17 protein-coding genes are annotated in these 21516 nt (G+C 63.0%); 6 read left to right on the forward strand and 11 right to left on the reverse strand.

The genetic code is table 11. The features are described from left to right. Positions 1-137 precede the first annotated feature (137 nt). A complete protein-coding gene (locus A9K65_RS22755) occupies positions 138-1346 on the reverse strand; it encodes an MFS transporter (protein WP_063172065.1) in 1209 nt (402 codons plus the stop codon). A 60-nt stretch (positions 1347-1406) separates the two neighbouring features. Beyond that, positions 1407-2396 (reverse strand): AraC family transcriptional regulator, encoded by a 990-nt coding sequence (locus tag A9K65_RS22760; RefSeq protein ID WP_064995886.1) that lies wholly within the window; start codon positions 2394-2396, stop codon positions 1407-1409. Positions 2397-2556: 160 nt separating this feature from the next. Between A9K65_RS22760 and A9K65_RS22765 the strand changes: the two genes are divergently transcribed. Then, on the forward strand, positions 2557-4392 hold the full coding sequence (locus tag A9K65_RS22765; RefSeq protein WP_013531870.1) for a monovalent cation:proton antiporter-2 (CPA2) family protein: 1836 nt from the start codon (positions 2557-2559) through the stop codon (positions 4390-4392). Positions 4393-4406: 14 nt separating this feature from the next. Next, a complete protein-coding gene (locus A9K65_RS22770) occupies positions 4407-4952 on the forward strand; it encodes a DUF924 family protein (protein ID WP_064995823.1) in 546 nt (181 codons plus the stop codon). 50 nt (positions 4953-5002) lie between these two features. Here the strand turns inward: A9K65_RS22770 and folK are convergent, their stop codons facing one another. Genes folK through folP form a run of 3 tightly spaced genes read right to left on the reverse strand, consistent with a single transcriptional unit; the run spans position 5003 to position 6713 of the window. Beyond that, the gene (folK, locus tag A9K65_RS22775) at positions 5003-5515 is read right to left on the reverse strand and encodes a 2-amino-4-hydroxy-6-hydroxymethyldihydropteridine diphosphokinase (RefSeq protein WP_064995822.1); all 513 of its coding nucleotides are present in this window, start codon (positions 5513-5515) and stop codon (positions 5003-5005) included. After that, positions 5499-5858: a dihydroneopterin aldolase gene (gene folB / locus A9K65_RS22780; RefSeq protein ID WP_013531873.1), complete on the reverse strand. Its 360-nt coding sequence runs from the start codon at positions 5856-5858 to the stop codon at positions 5499-5501. Before folB ends, folK begins: the two co-directional genes overlap by 17 nt. Before the next feature lie 3 nt (positions 5859-5861). Beyond that, positions 5862-6713: a dihydropteroate synthase gene (gene folP, locus A9K65_RS22785; protein WP_063167918.1), complete on the reverse strand. Its 852-nt coding sequence runs from the start codon at positions 6711-6713 to the stop codon at positions 5862-5864. Between the two features lie 100 nt (positions 6714-6813). Here folP and A9K65_RS22790 point away from each other — a divergent pair, with 100 nt between their 5' ends. Further along, positions 6814-7476 carry a DUF922 domain-containing protein gene (locus A9K65_RS22790; RefSeq protein ID WP_244506955.1) on the forward strand — a complete coding sequence of 221 codons (663 nt, stop codon included), beginning with the start codon at positions 6814-6816 and terminating at the stop codon, positions 7474-7476. Positions 7477-7677: 201 nt separating this feature from the next. After that, on the forward strand, positions 7678-9159 hold the full coding sequence (locus A9K65_RS22795; protein ID WP_064995821.1) for an MDR family MFS transporter: 1482 nt from the start codon (positions 7678-7680) through the stop codon (positions 9157-9159). Between the two features lie 3 nt (positions 9160-9162). Here A9K65_RS22795 and A9K65_RS22800 read toward each other — a convergent pair whose 3' ends face one another. The 3 genes from A9K65_RS22800 to A9K65_RS22810 form a co-directional block, all read right to left on the reverse strand. Next, on the reverse strand, positions 9163-10191 hold the full coding sequence (locus A9K65_RS22800) for an NAD(P)/FAD-dependent oxidoreductase (protein ID WP_013531877.1): 1029 nt from the start codon (positions 10189-10191) through the stop codon (positions 9163-9165). Positions 10192-10386: 195 nt separating this feature from the next. Then, positions 10387-10707 carry a 2Fe-2S iron-sulfur cluster-binding protein gene (locus tag A9K65_RS22805; RefSeq protein WP_013531878.1) on the reverse strand — a complete coding sequence of 107 codons (321 nt, stop codon included), beginning with the start codon at positions 10705-10707 and terminating at the stop codon, positions 10387-10389. A gap of 111 nt (positions 10708-10818) precedes the next feature. Next, positions 10819-11187, reverse strand: coding sequence for an Hpt domain-containing protein (locus tag A9K65_RS22810; protein ID WP_023813039.1), 369 nt, complete (start codon positions 11185-11187; stop codon positions 10819-10821). Between the two features lie 272 nt (positions 11188-11459). Between A9K65_RS22810 and A9K65_RS22815 the strand changes: the two genes are divergently transcribed. Both A9K65_RS22815 and A9K65_RS22820 read left to right on the forward strand, forming a co-directional pair. Next, positions 11460-17765: a kinesin gene (locus A9K65_RS22815; protein WP_064995820.1), complete on the forward strand. Its 6306-nt coding sequence runs from the start codon at positions 11460-11462 to the stop codon at positions 17763-17765. Positions 17766-17950: 185 nt separating this feature from the next. Next, positions 17951-18565 carry a 3'-5' exonuclease gene (locus tag A9K65_RS22820; RefSeq protein WP_064995885.1) on the forward strand — a complete coding sequence of 205 codons (615 nt, stop codon included), beginning with the start codon at positions 17951-17953 and terminating at the stop codon, positions 18563-18565. Positions 18566-18617: 52 nt separating this feature from the next. Here the strand turns inward: A9K65_RS22820 and A9K65_RS22825 are convergent, their stop codons facing one another. From A9K65_RS22825 to A9K65_RS22835, 3 genes are read right to left on the reverse strand one after another with little or no spacing between them, the layout of a single operon-like run. Next, positions 18618-19325, reverse strand: coding sequence for an ABC-type transport auxiliary lipoprotein family protein (locus A9K65_RS22825; RefSeq protein ID WP_064995819.1), 708 nt, complete (start codon positions 19323-19325; stop codon positions 18618-18620). After that, on the reverse strand, positions 19306-20679 hold the full coding sequence (locus A9K65_RS22830; protein ID WP_064995818.1) for an MlaD family protein: 1374 nt from the start codon (positions 20677-20679) through the stop codon (positions 19306-19308). The genes A9K65_RS22825 and A9K65_RS22830 overlap by 20 nt, the downstream gene beginning before the upstream one ends. Positions 20680-20693: 14 nt before the next feature. Beyond that, positions 20694-21515: an ABC transporter ATP-binding protein gene (locus A9K65_RS22835; RefSeq protein WP_013531884.1), complete on the reverse strand. Its 822-nt coding sequence runs from the start codon at positions 21513-21515 to the stop codon at positions 20694-20696. Position 21516: the final 1 nt, after the last annotated feature.

Raw genomic sequence — 21516 nt, forward strand, 5'->3', positions numbered from 1 at the left:
CTCCAATGGCCGAAGCCGAGCGTCCTTAGCCTTCGATTGCGGCAAGATGCAACGTGTTCCCGGCCTCAACTTGTGTATCGCGCCTGCAACATCGCTGGCGGCAGGATTTGAGGCTACTGTGTCGGCGGCTGCAAAGTTCAGCTGCGAGGCTGCAGCAGCGCCAAGACGGCGGTCGATGCGGCAAGGATAGCAGTCAGAGTCAAAGGCCCAGTCGCGCCATAGGTGTCCACGACATAGCCGCCGACAACCGCGCCGATGGTGATGGCAATTTGGAAAGAGGTGACCATCAGGCTGCCCGCTGCCTCCAGCGCATCAGGCGCCGCGCGCGACATATTGGTCGGCAGCACCACCGGCGCCATGCCAAAGGCGAAACCCCACAGCGTAACGAAGCCGAAGGCAACGCCGATATGCGAGCCCCAAAGCACCAAAGTAAGTGCCGCAACCGCCATCAACGCCGCGGTGACTGCGAGGGCCATGTGGATGTTGGTGTCGGCCATGCGGCCGCCGGCAACATTACCGATCACGGCAGCGACGCCAAACCCGAGCAGAGCCAAGGCAATCGGTCCGGTTGTAAGGAGTGTCACCTGTTCGAGGAAGGGACGCACATAGACCGAGCCGGCAAAATGCCCCGTCATCAGCAAAAGGATAGCCAGCATGCCGAGTTGGATGCCGCGCCGCCGGGTCAGCCGAAATACATCTGCAAGGCTGTTGCTTGCCGTTGCGGGCAAGGTCGGCAGGCTGAGAAACTGCAGCAGCATGGCAAGCGCGGCCAGCCCCGCCGTCATGGCCATGGCACTGCGCCACCCTATCCAGTCACTGATCAACGCGCCCATCGACGGTGCGGCAATGGTTGCGAGCGAGACGCCCAGGGTGACGATCGCCATGCCCCGCCCCGTCGCGCTGGCGCCAACCAGCCTCGCCACAACGGCGACCGAAAGTGCCCAGAAAGCACTGAGAGCGATTCCCAGCCCGGCCCGGCCCAACAGCAACAGCCAGAAATCGGTCGCCAGCGCCGCCAGGACATTGGAACCGACAGCAAGAGCACTGAGACCAACCAGCACCGCCTTGCGGTTCAAGCGGCCGATGAGAACATTGCTCAACATGGCCGTCACGGCGCCGACGGAAGCGGTGGCGGTGACGACCTGTCCGGCCGTCCCCTCGCTGATGCCGAGATCGCGTGCCATTGGCGTCAGCAGACCTGCGGGCAGGAATTCGGCCGACACCAAGGCAAAGCTGGTGGCCGCCAATGAAATGACCGCGAACCAGGTGGCTGCGCTCCACGCGGCTGGTGCATCGGCATCAAGGCCAGTCGCGGCGTCTTCAAGCTGTAATGTTGTGTCAGTCACGGAAAGATCTCCAAAGTTTGGAGGTCTTAAATAGGCGAGTCCGCTCGGATGATATGTATCTTAGAATCCGAAATTCATATCCATTCGTCCGGGAATTGTGCGACGCACAACGCCCGGCGAGACATTGGTGATGCGCTTGAACGCGCGCGCGAAGGATGCCTCCGAATCATAGCCCAAACGGGTAGCGACTTCGGCAACCGACAAGCCGTTTTGGCCCAGCAATTCGCGGGCAAGCTGCATGCGCAGGCGGGCGAGATAGTGTGCGGCACCCTCCCCCAATACCGCACTGAAACGCTCGGCGAAAATCGAGCGCGATTGGCCTGCCACGCCGGCCAGGCTTCCCAGCGTCCAGTTGTGGCCGGGGTCGCGGTGCATGGCCGCCAAAGCGCGGCCTATATGGGGGTCGCGGATGGCTGCGAGCCAACCGGTGGTCGAGGCTCCATTGCAATTGACCCAGCAGCGTATGAGCCGGGCCGTCAGCAAGTCGGCCATACGCGACAGAATCGTGGCGCTGCCCATCTGCGGCTGCGAGGCCTCCACCGTCATGGCCGCCAGCAAAGGACCGACGACCGGGTCATTGCCGGCCACGTCGCAACCCTTGATGACAGGCGGCATCAACGTGATCAATGGGTTGAGCGCATAGGAGTCCAAGGCCATGGAGCCGCAGAAAAGGGTGCTCGTCGCGCCCGTTCCTTGCCGTACCACTTCGCAGACGTTGCCCCCCAACTTGATTACCTGGCAACCTTCGAGCGAGCCCCCTGCAACGTCCGGCGCGCTCGCCAGCCGATGGGCGATGCCTTGCGGCAGCAGCACCAGATCGCCATCGCGCAGCTCCTGCCAGCCTTGCGATTCAGTATGAATCCAGCATGGGCCCTGGCCGACAAAGTGAAACCGAAGCAGCTGTTGTTGCGGAAAGTCTATGCTCCATGGGTGCCGGAGTTCGCAGCGGCCATAGTTGACACCACTCAAGCGAAAGTCTTGCAGAACTTCGCTGAGCGCATCCATCGGGATATGTGGCGGGGAGGACGGCCGGGACGAATGGTCAAGCATATACGCAATATAGATGCCGAACGTCCGGCAGGCAAGCGGGGACCGTTGCTCCACCAGGTCAATCACTGCAACGGCACCCTACCCTTTCCGGCAGATTTCTCGCCTTGCCTCCCGCTCCAACTGCATGCAAGGAGTGCTGCAAGACACAGGGACAAGAGGCATGGCGGCGGAAGCATCGGGCAGTGATCTGGTTCAGGTGGTGGCGCTGCTTGCTGCCGGTGTCGTCGCCGTTCCCATCTTCAAGCGCATGGGCCTCGGCTCGATCCTCGGCTATCTGGCTGCCGGCGTGGTGATCGGCCCGTTCGGCCTCGGCGTCTTTTCCGAATCGGAAGCCATTCTTCATGTCGCCGAACTCGGCGTGGTGATGTTCCTGTTCATCATCGGGCTGGAAATGCAGCCATCGCGGCTCTGGGGCCTGCGCCGCGAGATCTTTGGCCTCGGTGCGTTGCAGGTCGGCGTCTGCGCGCTCCTGCTGACCGGGGTCGGCATGGCTGGAGGGTTTCCAATCGCGCAATCCTTCGTCGCCGGCGCCGGCTTCGTGCTGACCTCGACAGCGATCGTCATGCAGCTTCTCGAGGAACGCGGCGAAATCGCCGCGCCGAAAGGTCAGCGCATCGTATCGGTCCTGCTGCTCGAGGATCTTGCCATCGTGCCGCTGCTGGCCCTGATCGCGTTTCTGGCGCCCGGCGGTGCCGACACCAGCCTATCGGAGCGGCTGACCGAGGTCGGCATCGGCCTCGCCGCGATCGTCGGCCTGGTTGTGGCCGGCCGTTATCTGCTCAATCCGTTCTTCCGCATCCTGGCGGATGCCCGTGCCCGCGAGGTGATGACGGCGGCGGCACTTCTGGTCGTTCTCGGATCCGCGCTTGCCATGCAGCTCAGCGGCCTGTCGATGGCGATGGGCGCCTTCCTGGCCGGTGTGCTTTTGTCCGAATCGACCTTCCGCCATCAGCTTGAAGCCGATATCGAACCGTTCCGCGGCATCCTGCTCGGTCTGTTCTTTCTCGCGGTGGGCATGTCGCTCGACCTGCATGTGGTCGCGGCGAACTGGCGGCTGATTGCCATCTATGTCGTCGCCTACATGGTGATGAAGGCATTCGGCATCTATATCGTCGCCCGTATCCTGAAAACCAGCCACCGCGAGGCGCTTGAGCGCGCGGTCTTCATGGCGCAAGGGGGTGAGTTCGCCTTTGTCCTTTATTCGGCGGCCGCGGCGGTCGGTATCATCGACGGCAACGCCAATGCGACGCTGACGGCGATCGTCATCATCTCCATGGTGCTGACGCCGCTGGCCATCATCGCCTTGCGCTATCTGACGCCGCGCGACGAGCAGTCGCTCGACGGCGTCGACGTCGCCGATGGCCTGACCGGCAGCGTGCTGATCATCGGCTTCGGCCGCTTCGGCCAGATCGCCAGCCAGCCGCTGCTGCTGCGCGGCATCGACGTCTCGATCATCGACAATGACGTCGAAATGATCCAGGCGGCGGCCGATTTCGGCTTCAAGGTCTACTATGGCGACGGCACGCGGCTGGACATCCTGCATGCCGCCGGTGCCGGCCGGGCGCGCGCCGTGCTGATCTGCGTCGACAAGGCCGATGTGGCTGTTCGCATCGCCCAGCTGATCAAGGCCGAATTCCCACTGCTCACCGTGCTGGCCCGCGCATTCGACCGTGGAACGGCGCTGCAGCTCATACGTGCCGGCGTCGACTACCAACTGCGCGAAACCTTCGAATCCGCACTTGTTTTCGGCGGCTCGGCCCTGGAATCTCTGGGCGTCGATCCCGAAGACGTGGCTGAAACGATCGAAGATGTCAGGCGCCGCGACACCGACCGCTTCGAAACCCAGCTCGCCGAAGGCATTCGCGCCGGACAGCGCTTCCTGAGAGGCAATATCGGCACGCCGATTCCGACACCGCTCTCGACGCCGCGCCGGCCTGGTCAGGCACTCAACGAAGAGACCGCGGGTGTGCTGCACAAGTCCGAACCCGCCGATTGAGCAAGGAATTAGGTATGGAATTGGACAGCAGAGCCCTGTCGGTCACCAAATTCTGGCGCGATGCCGGCGAGGATGCCTGGTTCGAGAAGAACGAAGCATTCGATGCCGAGTTCCGCGACCGCTTTCTCGACCTGCACTACGCCGCCGCGCGGCGTGAATGCGACGACTGGCTGGAACATGCCGAAGGCGCGCTGGCGCTGATGATCCTGCTCGACCAGTTTCCGCGGAACTGCTTTCGCGGCACCGGCCATATGTACGCGACCGATCCGCTCGCCAGATATTTCGCAGAGAAGGCGATCGCGGCTGGTCATGACCTGGCACTCGAGGAAGAACTCCGCGTTTTCCTCTACCTGCCTTATGAGCATTCGGAGCTACTGGCCGACCAGGATATTTCGGTCGAGCTGACGCAGGCCAGAGCCGAGCCCTATCTGAAGTATGCTGTCGAACATCGTGATATCATTGAGCAATTCGGCCGTTTTCCGCATCGAAACAAGATGCTTGGCCGCGAAACCACCTCGCAGGAGCAGACGTTCCTGGATGGTGGCGGCTTCTCGGGTTAGAGGCCTCGCTGCGCCGTTTGCAGGCCGGTATCACCTGAATATCAACGCACCTAGGCCAGCCACCAATCCCGGCCGGACGACAATCGCTCGATGCCTGAGGTATCGACGGCGACCAGGCGATCGGTGATGCTGCGACCGCTGACAACCAGGCCGGGCGCGATCTCGGCCAGCGGCGCCAGCACGAAGGCGCGCTCCAGCATGCGCGGATGCGGCACCTCCAGCCCGGTCTCGTGGATGACGCGGTCGCCGAACACCAGAATGTCGATGTCGATCAGCCGCGGCCCCCACCGCTCCTCGCGCACCCGCTTCAGCTTGCGCTCCGCATCGAGGCAGAGGTCGAGCAAGGCACGCGGTGCAAGCACGGTGGAAATTTCGGCGGCCGCATTGAGAAAATCCGGCTGATCGAGCTTGCCCCAGGGCGGTGTGCGATAAAGCGAGGAGACGCCGGTGACACGCGTATCCGCGTCGGCATCCAGCATGCGCAACGCCGCGCTCATGGATTTCGCCGGATCGCCAAGATTGCCGCCAAGGCTGAGATAAACGGTATTATTCGGGCCAGACAACGGTCACCTCGACATAATCGAGCACGCCGGGCACTGGTGCGTTCGGCTTGCGCACCGTGATCTCGGCTTTCTTTATCTGCGGAAAACGCGCCGTCAGCGCACGGGCCACTTCGAGCGCCAGCGACTCGATCAGAAAACGGCGCTGCCCGGTGATGATCTTTTCAATGACGCTGAATGCAACGCCGTAGTGGACTGTATCCTCGATCGAATCTTCGGCAAGCGCCCGGCCTGGATCAACGGTCAGAACGGCATCGACATAGAAGCGCTGGCCGAGCCGTTCCTCCTCGTCCAGCACGCCGTGCCGGGCAAAGAAAGCGCAGTTCTTCATGCGGATGACATACATCGATCAGTTTCTCGCCCGGTCGGTTTGACGCGCCAGCATAGCATCGGCGAGCGCCAATGCGTCCACGTTGAATGCGACATCGTGGACGCGAAACAGATCGGCGCCCTGGAGCCTCAAAATGACGCTGGTCGCCGCTGTTCCGACCCCTCTGTCGGCGGCATCACGGCCGGTGACCGTGCCGATGAAGCGTTTTCGCGACGTGCCGGCCATCAGCGGCAGGCCGAGTGCATGCAATTCCGAAAAGCGTGCCATCAGGTCGAGATTCTCCTCCGCCGTCTCCTTGGCGAATCCGAAACCGGGATCGAGCACGATGTGATCATCGGCGATGCCGTTCTGGCGGGCGATTTCCAGCGACCTTCGCAGGAATGCCAACTGATCGGCAATCGCGTCCGGCAGCTTCTGGCGATCCCGCCCGGTATGCATGATGACAAGCCCGGCACCGGTATCGGCGGCGACACGAGCAATATCGGGCTCGCGCTGCAAACCCCAGACATCGTTGACGATATGCGCGCCGGCGGCGACCGCCAGCCGCGCCGTGTCGGCGCGATAGGTATCGACCGAAATCAGCACCTCGTTCACGCCCGCCAGCGCTTCGATCACCGGCAGGATGCGGGCCTGTTCCTGGCTGGCCGATACCGCGGCAGCACCTGGGCGCGTCGATTCTCCCCCGACATCGACAACCAGTGCCCCTTCCCCGATCATGCGGCGCGCCTGGGCCAGCGCCTTTTCAGGGGCGTCGAACTGGCCGCCGTCGGAAAAGCTGTCGGGCGTGACATTGAGGATGCCGACGACCACGGCCTTGCCGCCAAGGTCGAGATGGCGTCCATGCGCCAACTGCCATCGCCTGGCCGTCATTGCTCATCGACCATGGAGTTCATCAATCATGTGTGATCCCTGGCGGATCAATTTCATTGCGCCGGCAACGGCCGTAAAGCAAGGTGGTCGAAGAGGCAACATGATGAAACGATCCATGCTTGGCATGAAAAAACAGTCCTTGGGCGTGAAACAATCCTTGGCTTGCGCGCTGCTGCTCGCCATAACGCCGCACCCGGCGGCGGCGGCCAATCTCGTCAAGACGTACAGCTATTTCGCCATTGGCGGCAGCACGCTCGATGACATCGAGGCACAACTCTCCAAACGCGGGCCGGAGGTGAAAAGCACCGGCACGCGGCACCCGGGCGCCACGCAAATGGCGTTCACCACCCGCATCAGCTATGCGCAGACACCGAGTTCCTGCCGGATTGCCGACGCGGTGGTGACCGTCAAGGTGAAGGTGATCCTTCCCGAGTGGCGCCGGCCGCGCAAGGCCGATGCCGATGTCAGGCTGTTCTGGGATACGCTGTCGGCCGACATCAAGCGCCATGAGGAGCGCCATGTCGAAATCGCCAAGAACCATGGCGGCGAACTCGAAGAGGCCTTGAAAGCCACCTACCCGCAAAAGAACTGCGACGCCGCCAAGGCCAAGGCGGCCGCGATCACCGCGGCTGTTCTGGCCAGGCACGACCGCGCCCAGCTTCAGTTCGACCGCGTCGAAAGCGTCAATTTCGAAAGCCGCATCTTGCGGCTGCTGCGCTACCGCATGGAGCGCATCGGCAACGGACGACTGCCGCCGGCCTGAACGCACCCGAACTGAAAGCCAAATTCACCGAAGCGTAGTGCCAGATTCGAAAAACTTTCGAGCCGCCGTCGAAACCGGCCTATATGGGACGACATATCAGGCTCGCCAGACGAGCTTAAAACACCAATGCGATCCAAACGGTCATGAAGCCGGAGCGGCTGAACAGCGCCGGTCAAATCGCAAGCTTATGGATGAACGATCATGGACCAGGCTGTCGATGAGAAAACGATGGCGGAAACCGGCACGCCGATAACAGAGCGCGAAAAGAACGCCATCATCGGCGGCGTGCTGTTGTCGATGCTGTTGGCGGCACTCGATCAGACCATTGTCGCGCCGGCCATGCCGACCATCGGGCATGCGCTCGGAAACGCACACTATCTGCCATGGATCGTCACCGGTTATCTCCTGACCGCTACCGCGGTGGCTCCGCTCTACGGCAAGATTTCCGACGTCTACGGCCGCCGGCCGACCGTCTATGCCGCGATCCTGATCTTTTTGGCGGGATCGGTGGTCAGTGCGATGGCTCCCAACATGTTTGTGCTGGTTGTCGGGCGGGCGATCCAGGGCGCCGGTGGCGGCGGCTTGTTCGCTTTGACGCAGACCGTCGTCGGCGATCTCGTGCCGCCGCGCGAGCGGGCACGCTATGCCGCCTGGTTCTCCGGCACATGGGCTGTCGCCAGCGTTGCCGGTCCGTTGCTCGGCGGCACTTTCGCAGAGCACCTGCACTGGTCACTGATCTTCTGGATCAACATTCCGCTTGGTTTTCTTGCGATGGCGATCATCAACAAGCCGCTCAAGAAACTGCCCATTGCCGCAAAGCGCCATCGCATCGACGGCCTGGGCGCGCTGCTTCTGATAATTGCCACGGCGCTGCTGCTGCTCGCCTTGAACTGGGGCGGCAGCGCCTATCCCTGGACTTCGCTTGAAGTCATCGGCGTTCTCTGCGGTTCGGCGATTTTCTGGAGCGCTTTTGCCTTGCGGCTCATGCGCGCCGCCGAGCCGCTCATCTCACTCGAAGTGCTTGGCAATCCAATCGTTCTGGCGGGCACGCTTTCGATGTTCCTGCTTCAGGCCGCAAGCGTCGGCATGGCTGTGTACCTGCCCGTCTATCTTCAGGCGGTGCTCGGCTTGTCGGCAGCGGAGTCGGGCATCGCGATGCTTGGGCTTCTGCTGGGGACCGTCGGCGGCGCGGCATTCAGCGGGCGTATGATCCCGCATTTCACCCACTACAAGCGCATTGCGATGGTGGGCGTCGTCTTCAGCATGCTGTGCCTCTGCCTGCTGGCCGTCGTCGCAGGATATGCAACGCTGCTGGAGGTCGAGGTCTTGACGATTTGCATCGGGTTTGGAACCGGAACGACGTTTCCGGTCACCACCGTGTCGGTCCAGAACGCCGTCGATCGCGTGCATCTCGGCGTCGCGACGGGCGTGCTGACATTCCTGCGTTCGCTTGGCAGTGCGCTTGGGGTCGCCATGCTCGGCGCGGTCGCTCTGGGCTACGGCTTGCCGCTTGCCGGTGAAGGCGTGCGGATCGCTGGCCATAGCGCGACGGTCGAGCCGTTCGTGATGATCTTTGCCGTCGCCGCCGCCACATTGCTGCTGGGGCTGATCACGCTGACGCTGATGCCCGAAAAGGAGCTTCGCGGCTACGCCGACAATGCGGCGCCGATGCTGGCCGAGTAAAGTTCAGCCGGAGACGCCGAGCTTCTTCTGCAGGCTGGTCGATGAGGTCGTGTACTGGAAAACGATGCGCTCGCCGGGGCTGATGATGCGCTTGGCGGCCTGCGCCATCAGCGCCACTTCGTGGAAACCCGACAGGATCAGCTTCAGCTTGCCCGGATACCAGTTGATGTCGCCGACCGCGAAGATGCCGGGCACCGATGTCTGGAATTTTTCGGTATCGACCGGAATGAGGTTCTCGTGAAGGTTGAGACCCCACTCCGCGATCGGTCCGAGCTTCATGGTCAGGCCGAAGAACGGCAGCATGCGCGTGCAAGGCACCTCGACGTCGCCATCCGGTCCCTTGATGGTGGCCGATGACAACTGGCCGTCGGCACCGGTCAATCCGGTCACCTGGCCGACCTGGAATTCGAGCTGCTTCATCTCCTGCATGGCATACATCTTGTTGACGCTGTCGGGAGCGGCGCGGAACTCAGGCCGCCGGTGCACCAGCGTCACGCTCTTTGCCACCGGCTGCAGGTTCAGCGTCCAGTCGAGCGCCGAGTCGCCGCCGCCGACAATGACGAGGTCGTGGCCGCGAAAATCCTCCATCCGGCGCACCGAATAGAAGACGCTCTTGCCTTCATAGGGCTCGATGCCGGGGATCGGCGGACGCTTGGGCTGGAAGGAGCCGCCGCCGGCGGCAATCACCACCACCTTGGCCTCGAACACCTCGTTTTCGTCGGTGGTGACGCGAAAACTGCCGTCCTCCAGTTTTTCCAGGCTGGAAACCATTCGGTTGTAGCTGAAATCGGGCTTGAACGGCGCGATCTGCTCGAGCAATTTGTCGACCAGCCCCTGCGCCGAGATCGAAGGCCAGCCTGGAATGTCGTAGATCGGCTTTTCCGGATAGAGTTCGGCGCATTGGCCGCCCGGCCGATCGAGAATGTCGATCAGGTGGCACTTCATGTCGAACAGGCCGAGCTCGAACACGGCAAACAGGCCGACCGGCCCTGCCCCGACAATAAGCACGTCTGTCCTGGTGATGTCGGTCATGCCTGTGCCTCGCTGCGCATGACCCCGAAAATCGGATCGATTTTCGGAAAGGATCACGCGCAAATAAAAGTGCTACAGCGTCCTTTGCGCGTCCAAGAGGACGCGCGGCGCTGTGGTGAAACAGCAGGACACTGCATGACCATCGCCCCGCTGCCAAGCCACAGCGGGAAAAATCAGTTGGCAAAAAGGTTGCGCTTATCCCTGGCGGGCAGGCACCCGCACGACCAAGCCGTCAAGCGCATCGCGGACCTTGATCTGGCATGACAGGCGCGAGTTGGGCTGGACGTCGTAGGCGAAGTCCAGCATGTCCTCTTCCATCGCTTCCGGCTCGCCGACTTCAGCCGTCCAGGCTTCGTCGACATAGACGTGACAGGTGGCACAGGCGCAGGCACCGCCGCATTCGGCTTCGATCCCGGGCACGGCGTTGCGGATCGCGTTCTCCATGACCGTAGAGCCGTTCTCGGCGTCCATGTCGAAATGCGTGCCGTCATGGGCAATGAAAGTCAGCTTGGTCATTTGTCACCTGAAGGGAGTTGCAGCCGAGATAATCACTCCGGCTGACAAGTCAACTGCCGCATGAAAGCGCCGCCCGATGACGTTTTTCCGCAAATCGGATTCGGCGCGGATTCAGCGGTTGATGGCGGCGATGAAATCGCGCACTTCGTCGATCAGCGTACCAAGCCGCTTGAGCGTCTGGCCGTCTTCCGGCCGGTGCTCGATCTCGGTGGCGCAATCGGCGATGGCAAAGGCGCCCACGCCCCGTGCCGAACCCTTTAATCCATGGGCGAGCAGAAGCCGGTCCTTGATATCGGCGTCGACTATTCTGTCGCGCACGGACAGCGCCTGCTGTACAAATAGCGCCAGAACCTCTTGCTCAAGGCTGCGGTCACCCATCGTCTGGCGGGCAAGGTGTGCCAAATCGACCGGCCGTGACCGTCTTGGTCCGGATACATCTCCCCCGGGCATTGAGAAGGCGATGCCGCTTTCGCCACGCATGAACTCGAACTCCGTTTCTTCGACTCGCCCAAAAACCTAGGCGAATCGAATGGACAACGGGTTAATGAATGGCCCGGAAAAATGTTGCCAAAGCGGCGTCCAAATCACAGTTCCGTTAACCTTATATTTAAAGTTTTACGTATCCCGCGGAATGCATGTTTTCTTTACCCCCCTGTGTCATTACGATACGAGGGGTCCATTTTCAGCCTCCTGCGCGGGGCAAGACAAACAGAATTATAAGCCCGCGGCAGCTAGTACAGGGTAGCGAAGGCATGGCAAAGAAACCGACGACGAGAACTCTCGACAGCGAAGTGGCCAGGGAACTGGAAAAGGCGCTCGATCTCGACCTCAGCAATGAGATCGGCAGCGGCGACCTCGATATCGCGGCTTCGATGGAGGATCTTGAAGCGCAGATATCCCAGGCGGCCGACGAGCTGGCGCGCGAGGGACGCAATCATAAGCCGGAACAGAACCCGGAGCCGGTGGTCAACCAAAACCAGGCCGCGAAACCCGCGCCCAAGGCCAAACCTGCCGAATTGCGCCCCGTGGAACCGCGCAATGGCGCCCAGCCCGCAGGTTTCGCGCCGGCCAATGACGATCGCCAGAAGGATTACAAGACGCTCCTGCACAGCCTCAACAGGCGTGCCTCGAACACCATTTACTGGGTCGTCGCCTTCGTTTCGCTCGCCTGGTTCGCCGGTGCCGGTGGTTTGGCCAATCTGCTTTTCGGACCGAGCATCTGGAGAATCCGTACGCTCGACCAGTTCCTTGCCCGTCCGGAACTGATCGGCCTCGCCGTCGCGGCCATCGTGCCCGTCATCCTGTTCTGGGCCTTCGCCGCCATGATTCGCCGCGCCCAGGAAATGCGCATCGCCGCACAGTCGATGACCGAAGTGGCCTTCCGCCTGACCGAGCCGGAAAACCTTGCCCAGGATCGCGTCATGATGATCGGCCAGGCCGTTCGTCGCGAGGTCGCGGCGATGGGCGAAGGCATCGAACGCACGCTTGCCCGCGCCGTCGAACTGGAAACGCTTGTCCACAGCGAAGTCAACCAGATCGAACGCTCCTATTCCGAGAATGAATCCCGCATCCGTTCGCTGGTCGACGGCCTCGGCAGCGAGCGCGAAGCCGTCGTCACCCATGCCGAGCGCGTCCGCGCCTCGATTACCGGCGCGCATGAGACGCTGAAGGACGAGATCGGCGCGGCTTCCGACATCATTCGCGACTCGATCCTCAATGCATCGACCAAATTGTCGATGACGATCACCAATTCCGGCGACACGCTGATCGACCGCATCAACGAAAGCTCGATGTCGATCTTCGATTCCGTCGAAGGCCGGCTCGATTCGATCACCGACCGTCTGTCGACCTCGGGCGAGGCCTTCGCCAGCCTTCTCGACACCCGCATTGCCAAGCTGACGGACACCACGGACGGACTGACGCGGTCGTTGACCGATCTGCTCGACGATCGCACCACCGGCATGGTGTCGCTGCTTGGCGGCGCCGCGCGCACCCTCAATTCCGAATTCGAGGCCAGCCTCAACGGCATCGAGCGCACGCTCGCCGAACGCGGCCAGGCGCTGATCAGCGAGTTCCAGACCCGCGCCGAGGCGCTCGACACCGGAACGCAGAAGCTCAATGCCGCACTCGAGGCCCGCGCCCGCCAGATCAATGAAACGCTGGTCGAGCGCGCCCGCGAAATCGCGCACACCTTCGCCGAGAGCAAGGACACGCTGTCGGCGATGATCGATCAGGGCAAGACCCAGATCGGCGCCGACATGGCCGACATCGTCACTTCGACCTCCTCTATGCTCGAAGCCCGCGCCAGCGACTTCGCCGGACGCATGGAAGCCGCCCGTCACGTCGTGTCGCGTTCGTTCGACAGTGACATCCAGCGGCTCGCCGACGCCCGCGTCGGCATCGAGGAAGCTGTCGAGAACCACAGCAGGAAACTGTCCGAAAGCCGCGAGCGCATGGCCGCGGCCATGGAGGCCGACCTGGCGAAGTTCGCCGAGGGCCGCGCCGGCATCGATGCGGCAGTAACCAACCAGGTGCAGAAGCTGGCCGAAGGCCGCAGCCTGATCTCGCGCGCTCTCGAAGAGGATCTGCGCAAGGTCAATGAATCGCGGGCGGCCATCGATGCATCGCTCGGCAGCCATCTCGAAAGGCTGGAAGAAGGTCGCAACAGGCTCTCTATTGCCTTGAATGAAGACTCCGGGAAGCTGGTGCAAGCTCGTACGATCATTGATGAAATGGTCGCCGGACATGTCGGAAAACTCGCCGAGGGCCGCAACATTCTGTCGCGCGCTTTGGAAGCCGATCTCGGAAAACTGTCCGACAGCCGCGCCGACATCGACGGTCTGGTCGCCGGTCAGGTGGAAAAAATCGCCGAAGGCCGCGCCGTGCTCGCCAAGGCGTTGGAAAACGACATCGTCGGCATCAAGAGCCTCATCGAAACCCATTCCGCCAAACTGGCGGAAGACCGCACGCAGCTTTCCCATTCGCTCGACAATGATCTGTCCGGCATACGCGGCCTGATCGAAAGCCATTCGGGACGGTTGGCCGAGGACCGCAGCCTGCTGTCGCAGACCCTTGAAGCTGACCTTGCCAAGCTGGCCGAAAGCCGTTCGAGCATCGACGGTCTGGTCGCCGGTCAGGTCGAGAAGCTGGCGGAAGGCCGCGACATTCTCAAGCGCGCGCTGGAATCCGACCTGAACACGATCAAGGGCGTTATCTCAAGCCAGTCGGAAAAGCTGGCCGAGGATCGCGGTCAGCTTTCCCGGGTCCTGGAAGCCGACCTGCAGAATGTGAACAGCGTCATCGCCGATCACATGAACAAGCTTGTCCAAGACCGCTCCGCCCTGTCCAGGGCCCTTAAGGACGACCTCGCCAAGCTGGCCGACAGCCGTTCCAGCATCGACGGGTTGGTTGCGGGTCAGGTCGAGAAGTTGTCCGAGGGCCGAGATATCCTGCGGCGCGCTCTGGAATCCGACCTCAACGCGATCAAGGGGACCATTGCCGACCAGTCGCAGAAACTGGTCGATGACCGGGCACAGTTCGCCCGGGCACTCGAGGCTGACCTCGAAAGCGTCAATGGCTTGGTCAACAGCCATTCCGAAAGGCTCGTCCAGGATCGTTCGACGCTGTCGAAAGCGCTTGAAGCCGACCTCGAAAACGTCGGTGGCCTCGTCAACAGCCACGCGGAAAGGCTTGTCCAGGAGCGCTCGACCCTGTCCAAGGCGCTCGAGGACGATCTTGCCAAACTGGCCGAGAGCCGCTCAAGCATCGACGGTCTGGTCGCCGGCCAGGTCGAGAAACTCGCCGAAGGTCGCGATGTTCTCAAGCGCGCGCTGGAAGCCGATCTCGCCAAGCTGGCCGAAAGCCGCTCCAGCATCGACGGTCTGGTTGCCGGCCAGGTCGAGAAGCTGGCCGAGGGCCGCGACATTCTCAAACGCGCCCTCGAAGCCGACCTGCAGAAGCTGACCGAAAGCCGCAGCGACATCGACGACGTCATCGCCGGACATGTCGGCAAGCTGTCCGAAGGCCGCAATATGTTGACCCGCGCGCTGGAAGACGATCTCGGCAAGCTCGCCGAGACCCGCAAGGACGTTGACCGCTCGCTGTCGGGCCATATCGACCAGATCGCTGCCAGAAGCACCGGCATTTCCGACGCGATCGCTGCCGATGTCGAGAAGATCGAGCAGGCGTTCAGTCGCCAGACCGGCATCATCGAGGAGCGCGCCGGCACCATGGAACGTGCGCTCTCGACAGGCGTCGACAACGTCCGCGCCGTGCTCGAGAAGAGCGCCGTGTTTGTCGCCGGCGCCCTGCGCGAAAAGGTGCTGGAAGTCACCAGCACCCTGCACGAGCAGGCCGGTGCGGCGTTCAGCGACGCCGACCGGAAGATCGCCGAGCGCGCCGAGCAGACCTCCGCCGCCCTGCTGGCGCGGGCCGAAGACATCGCCCGCACCTTCGAGGAGGCCGACCGTCGCCTGCACGCCCGTGCAGAAGATACGTCGAACGCCTTGCTTGCCCGCGCGGACGACACGTCCAGCTCGCTGCTGGCCCGTGCCCATGAAACCGCCGATCAGCTGGCCGCTCGCGCAAATCAGATCGCCGGCACCTTCGAAGCGGCAGACCAGAAGCTCGCCGCCCGCGCCCAGGAAACCGCAGATCAGCTGACCGCCCGGGCTCAGGACACCGCCGACCATCTGGCAGCTCGTGCAAGCGAAATTGCTGGCACGTTCGATGCCGCCGACCAGAAGCTGGTCGCCCGCGCCATCGAAACGGCCCAGTCGCTGGCCGCGCGCGCCGGCGACATCCTGCGCAACTTCGAAGGCGCCGACCAGCGGCTCGGCATGCGGATCGGCGAATCGGCCGAAGCGCTTGCCGCACGCGCATCGGACCTTGGCCGCATCTTCGATGCCGCCGACCAGCAGCTCGTCTCGCGCATCGCCGAGGGTTCGGAAGCGCTGTCGAGCCGCGCCTCGGAAATCGGCCGTATCTTCGACGACGCGGATCAGCGTCTGGTGTCGCGCATCGCCAGCAGCACCACCACGATCGGCGAGCATGCCGAGACGATCGTCGGCGCCTTTGCCGATACCGAGCAACGGGTTGCCGAACGCGCAAGGCGGACCGGCCAGGAAATGGCCGTGCATGCCCGCGAAATCGAGCAGGCGCTTGCCGGCGCCGACGAGCGTCTCGCCTCGAGCGCGGCGGCCGCGGCAGCCCGTGTCGAAGAGCAGGTCTCGGGCGTCGAGAACCGCCTCGCCTTTACGGCCGAGACGATGGGCCAGAAGCTCAACGAGCAGGTGTCGAACGCCGAGGCGCAACTCGTCTCGCGCGCCAATGTGATCGCCGAGACCTTCACCGCGGTCGGCCAGCATATCGGCCAGAGCACCAACGATGCCGCCAAGACGATCGGCGCCAACACCCGCGAACTCAACACCATGCTCGCGGCGCGTTCGGCCGAAATGTCGAAGATCCTCGACGAAACCGCACGGCCTTTGGTCGAGCGCTTCGCCCAGGGCGGCTCGGACCTGCAAAAGAGCATGGAAGAGGTCACCGAACGCGCCACCGAGAAGCTGCGCAGCGAGAATGCCGCACTTGTCGACGCGCTCGCCAACCGCACCGCCGAAACCTTGTCGGCGGTCGAGGGCGCCCGCTCGTCGCTGTCCGACAGCGTCGCCGACCTCATCGGCCGGATGACCAAGTCCAGTTCGCAGCTCGGTCAGTTGATCGAGCAGGCCGCGGTCAATCTCGGCCAGGTCGATGAACGCCTGAGCGGCAGCACGCAAAGCTTCGCCGCCACCACCGAGAAGGCCGCGCAGACCTTTGCCAGCTCGGCACGTCTGGTCGATTCGAACACGACAAGGCTGACGGAACTGTCGTCGTCCACCTTGCGCGAGGTCGCGTCGATTGCCACCAAGTTCGACGAGCACAGCCGCCTGCTGTCCAGTGCTTCGGACCTGTTGAGCTCGGCCCAGAGCAACCTCGAGCACACGCTCGAACGGCAGTCGTCGCTCGAAGACCTCGCCGTCGGCCTGGTCAAGAAGTCGGAAGATCTCGAAAGGGTCATGCGCTCGTTCGAAAATCTCGTCGGCCAGACGCTGCAGAACGCCGAAGGCAAGACGATGGAGTCGGCCGACAAGATCCGCAACGCCATCACCGACGTCGTCGACTCGGCAACCAAGCGCTTTGCCGATGCGACCGAGGAGATGCGGCGCACAGCGGGTTCGATCAAGAGCGAGCTCGACCTGACCCGCGCCGAGCTCAAGAAGGGCGTCATCGAAATGCCGGAAGAGGCCAAGGAATCGACTTCGGCCATCCGCCGCGCCGTTTCCGAGCAGATCAACGCCCTGAAGGAGCTTTCGGACATCGTGGCCAAGTCCGGCCGCGGCGGTGAAGGGTCCGAACCACGCAACCTGCGTCCGGCGCCGCAAGCGCCGGCCGCACGCGCTGCCGAGCCGCCGCGCCGAGCACCGGCACCGCAGCCGGACCTGCGCACGCCTCAGGCGCCCTTGGGCGGCCCTGCATTGCGCGGCACGCTCGACCTTGACCGTCCGACCGAGGCGGCACCGCGTCCGCGCGGCGATGCCAACGCCCGCACGCCGCAGGGTGGCTGGGTGCGCGATCTGCTGACCGCGGCATCGAACGAGGAGGACCTCAGGTCGGCAGCTCCCCCAGCGGCTGCGGAAGCGCCCCGCGCTACGCCTGCCCAGCGCTCGCCCCTGCATGTCGTCGAATCGCTGAACTCGCTCTCCGTCGATATCGCGCGGGCCATCGACCACGATGCTTCGATCGAGCTGTGGAACCGCTACCGGCGCGGCGAGCGTGACGTGTTCACAAGGCGGCTCTACACGCTGAAGGGTCAGCAGACGTTCGACGAGATCCGTCGCAAGTATCAGGCCGAGGCCGAGTTCCGCGCCGCCGTCGACCGCTACTGCGACGATTTCGAGAAGCTGCTCAAGGATGTCTCGCGCAACGACCGCGACAACATCATGGCGCAGACCTACCTGACGTCGGACACCGGCAAGGTCTACACCATGCTGGCGCATGCGAGCGGCCGCCTGCACTAAGACGGGAATTGAACAGGCGGGCCATGGTCCGCCTGTGCCAGCTCTAACGTCCGGCACGCGTTGAACCTGCCCGCAACAGGTCTTGTGAGACTATCGATGCCTTCGGAATCCGCCCTAAGTCGATCTCCCGACAGCGCTATAATTCATCCACAGTACCGCTGCCCTGACGCTCGCAGGGTGTGATCGTGAAGACGGCAATCATATTCGACTGCGAGTTTCTTTGCCTGGAGGGCTCGCAACGCAGATTCTGGTGCGCGGCCTACGATCCCGACCCGGTGATCGCACAGATCGGCGCCGTCAGGCTTGGACTTGAAGGCGACTTCCCCCTGCTCGGAACACACAAGGCCTATATCAGACCGGTCGACCGGTTTGGTCAGAGATACGCCCTGGACCCATTCTTCACCAAACTGACCGGCATCACCGAGGAAGATTTGGAGACAAAAGGGGTGGCACTAGGGGATGCCCTCGCCGACATCGATCGTTTTTCCGAAGGGGCGCGATTCTGGTCCTGGGGCAAGGACGAATTGAGCATGATCGCCATCAGCTGCTATGTCGCGGGCATTCAGCCTTCGATCCCGGCCACCCGGTTTGACAACGCCGTCAAGCTGCTGATCGCAGCCGGAATGCCGATCGAGGATCTGGCGAGAACGCCGAGCAACAAGCTTGCGGATTACTACGGCGTCAAGCACCCGCCATTGCAGGGGCACGATGCGCTCGATGACGCGCTGTCCGTGACCTACACCCTGCAGCACCTGATGAAGACCGGAAAGCTCCGGCCGGAGATCTTCGACCACTTGTAGGTAGAGAAGCCTGGTGGGATGAAGCCTGGTGGGATTCCGGCGCGCGTCGCGCTCAGATCACCGAATCCGTCCAGCGCACGATCTGCCCGGCGGCGTCGCCGAACGCCTTGTCGAGTGCGCTGACATAAGCAGGATTGCCGCTGCCCGAGACGGGTGCGGCTGCGGTGAAGCTCTTGGAAGCACGGACCTCGCCGTTTCGATCGTTCAGTATCCGCACGAACAGATCGACCTCGGCATGTTCGCCGCCGTCGACCCGAACCTCGAATGAGCGGATCTCGACGATCACCTGATAGTCGATCGCCAGGCCCTCGCCCGGCTTGCCGACGCCGGCAAAGCTGCCCGAGCGCTGGAAGGTCTCGGCCAGCCGCGCCTGCACGATCAGCGGCAGCCGGTCGGCCCATTGCGCGCCCTTGAGATACTGGATCGAACGATCCGACGGTTTGATGACGATGTTCTGGCTGTCCAGCGCCTTGAGCGCCGACGGCTGCGCGATCAGGATCTGGCGGCGGCTGTGGCCATGCGCGTCGACCGACGGCGCCGACAGCTCGAACGTATCGAGCGGCGCGGGCTTGCCGCCCAACGCCGCACAGCCGGCCAGCGTCAAAGCAAGCAGTGCCGCAGCCGATGTCAACCCGCCCGTTTTCACCCACACAGACTTCACGCGCGATCCCCGTTGTCCCCGGATCGTAAGATCGACCCGCTTTCGCGGCTCATGTTTCTGGGGCGTGCCGGCGCCGAAGTCAACGCCGCGCCCTGCCATCGAATTGCCGAACCTCGCCGTCGCCACCCGACAGGATGCGCTGCGGATTGCGGCTGAGATCGGTTACCGCCTCCTCGATGCGGCTGATCGAACGGCGGCTGTCCTGCACCAGCGCTTCGACGTTCGAAAGCCCCTGGCCCGAGAATCGCGCCAGATTGTCGGTGATGACGCCAAGGCGCGAATTCAGCGTGTCGGCAACCTGCTTGAACGACTTCAGCGTCGCCCTGGCATCCGCCATCACGCCGTCGGCCTGCCCCGACCCGAGCAAGGTATCGACCTTGGCTAGAATGCCATCGACCCGCACCGAGGCATCATTGAGCCGTTGCGCGAGCTGCTTTGCGTCCTTGATCGTCTGGTCGATGTCGTCGGCCCGGTTGGCGAACTTGTGGGTCACCTCCGCGATGTCGGCGGCGGCCTTGTCGGCGCTCTCGCTGGCCTTTTGGATGTTGGCGAGCGCCGAGCGCACTTGTGCGGGATCGATACCGTCGAGCACGTTGTCGACCTTGGCCAGCGTGCCTTGCGTCCGTTTGGCGAAGTCGTTGACCGACCCCACGGCTGTATCGACGTTCTTGATCACGCCGTCGAGCTGCTTCGACGTCTCCTTGAGGTTACCGGTCACCGCGTCGACATTGGCGACGATGCTCTTGATCTTGTCCCTGTCGACGGCGTTGAGAAGGCCTTCGGCCGCCTTCAGCGTGCCGTCGAGTTTGCCGGAAACGCCTTTCAGCTCATCGGCCAGCGTGCTGGCGGCGGACAGGAACTTGTCGATGCCGTCCGAATTCTTGGCCAGCGCATCGGAGAAGGTCTGGACGTTCTGGACGGTCTGCGTCAGCGGCCCGCGAACGTCCTTAGTGAAGCCTTCGAGCTCGGTCAGCACCTTGTCGGCGCGGGTGAAGATATTCTGCGCCGTCTGCAAGAGGTTGGTCACCGCCGACGGGTTGGCGACGATCTCGGCGACCTTGCCTTCCTTTTCCGCTTGGTCGAGGAGCTTTACCTCCTTGGGATCGGCGCCCTTGAGCTCGATGTTGGCCTGCCCGGTCAGGCCGGCAAGCCCGATATCGGCTTGCGTCGATTTGGTGATCGGCGTCATGCGGTCGATCTCGGTATCGGCGATGGCAACCGTCGGATTGTCGACATCGATATAGACGCGCTTGACGTCGCCGACCTTGACGCCGTTGAACAGCACGAAACTTCCGCGGCCGAGCCCGGAGGCCGAGCCCGGAATACGCACGCGCAGCAACGTCGTCTCGCCCTTGTCGCCGATCGCCGCCGTCCAGTAGACGAAGGCAAACGCCGCCAGGATCGCGGCCAGCGTGAAGATGCCGACAATGACGTAGTTGGCTCTGGTTTCCATTGTCCCACTTATGGCTATGCGCGCGCCGCAAGATCAAGTTGCCGGGCGCGTTTTCCGCGGAAATAGGACTTTACCCACGGTTCCTCGCTCTTCAGCATGTCGTCGATGGTGCCTTCGACCAGCACTTTCTTCTTGCCGAGCACGGCCACCCGGTCGCAAGCGGTGAACAGCGTGTCGAGGTCATGCGTGACCATGTAGACGGTCAGATCCATCGTATCGCGCAGCTTGACCACCAGCTCGTCGAACTCCGCCGCGCTGATCGGATCGAGACCCGATGTCGGCTCGTCGAGGAAGACGATGTCGGGATCGAGCGCCAGCGCCCGCGCCAGTGCGGCGCGCTTGATCATGCCGCCGGACAGTTCGGATGGGAATTTTTGCGCCGCGTCGGGCGGCAGCCCGACCAGCTCGATCTTGAGCATCGCCAGTTCGTCCATCAGCTTTCGCGGCAGGTCGAGATATTCGCGCATCGGCACCTGGACGTTTTCCAGCACCGTCAGCGCCGAGAACAGGGCGCCGTGCTGGAACAGCACGCCAAGCCGCATGTCGATGCGCAGACGCTCGGCATCATCAGCCTTCTCGATATCGACGCCGAACAGCTTGATGGTGCCCGACTGCTTGCGCGTCAGGCCGAGAATGGTGCGCAGCAGAACGGATTTGCCAGCGCCCGAGGCGCCGACAAATCCAAGGATTTCGCCGCGCCTTATGTCGAGCGACAGTCTGTCGAGGATAAGCTTGTCGGCAAAGGAAACGCTGATGTCGTGCGCGGAAAGCACGATATCGCCCTCGCCCGCGTCATCCGCCAATGCACCCGCCCTTTTCCTGTTTCGCAGCTTCATC

This window comes from Mesorhizobium sp. WSM1497 (assembly GCF_001672455.2).
GTDB classification, from domain to species: Bacteria; Pseudomonadota; Alphaproteobacteria; order Rhizobiales; family Rhizobiaceae; genus Mesorhizobium; species Mesorhizobium ciceri.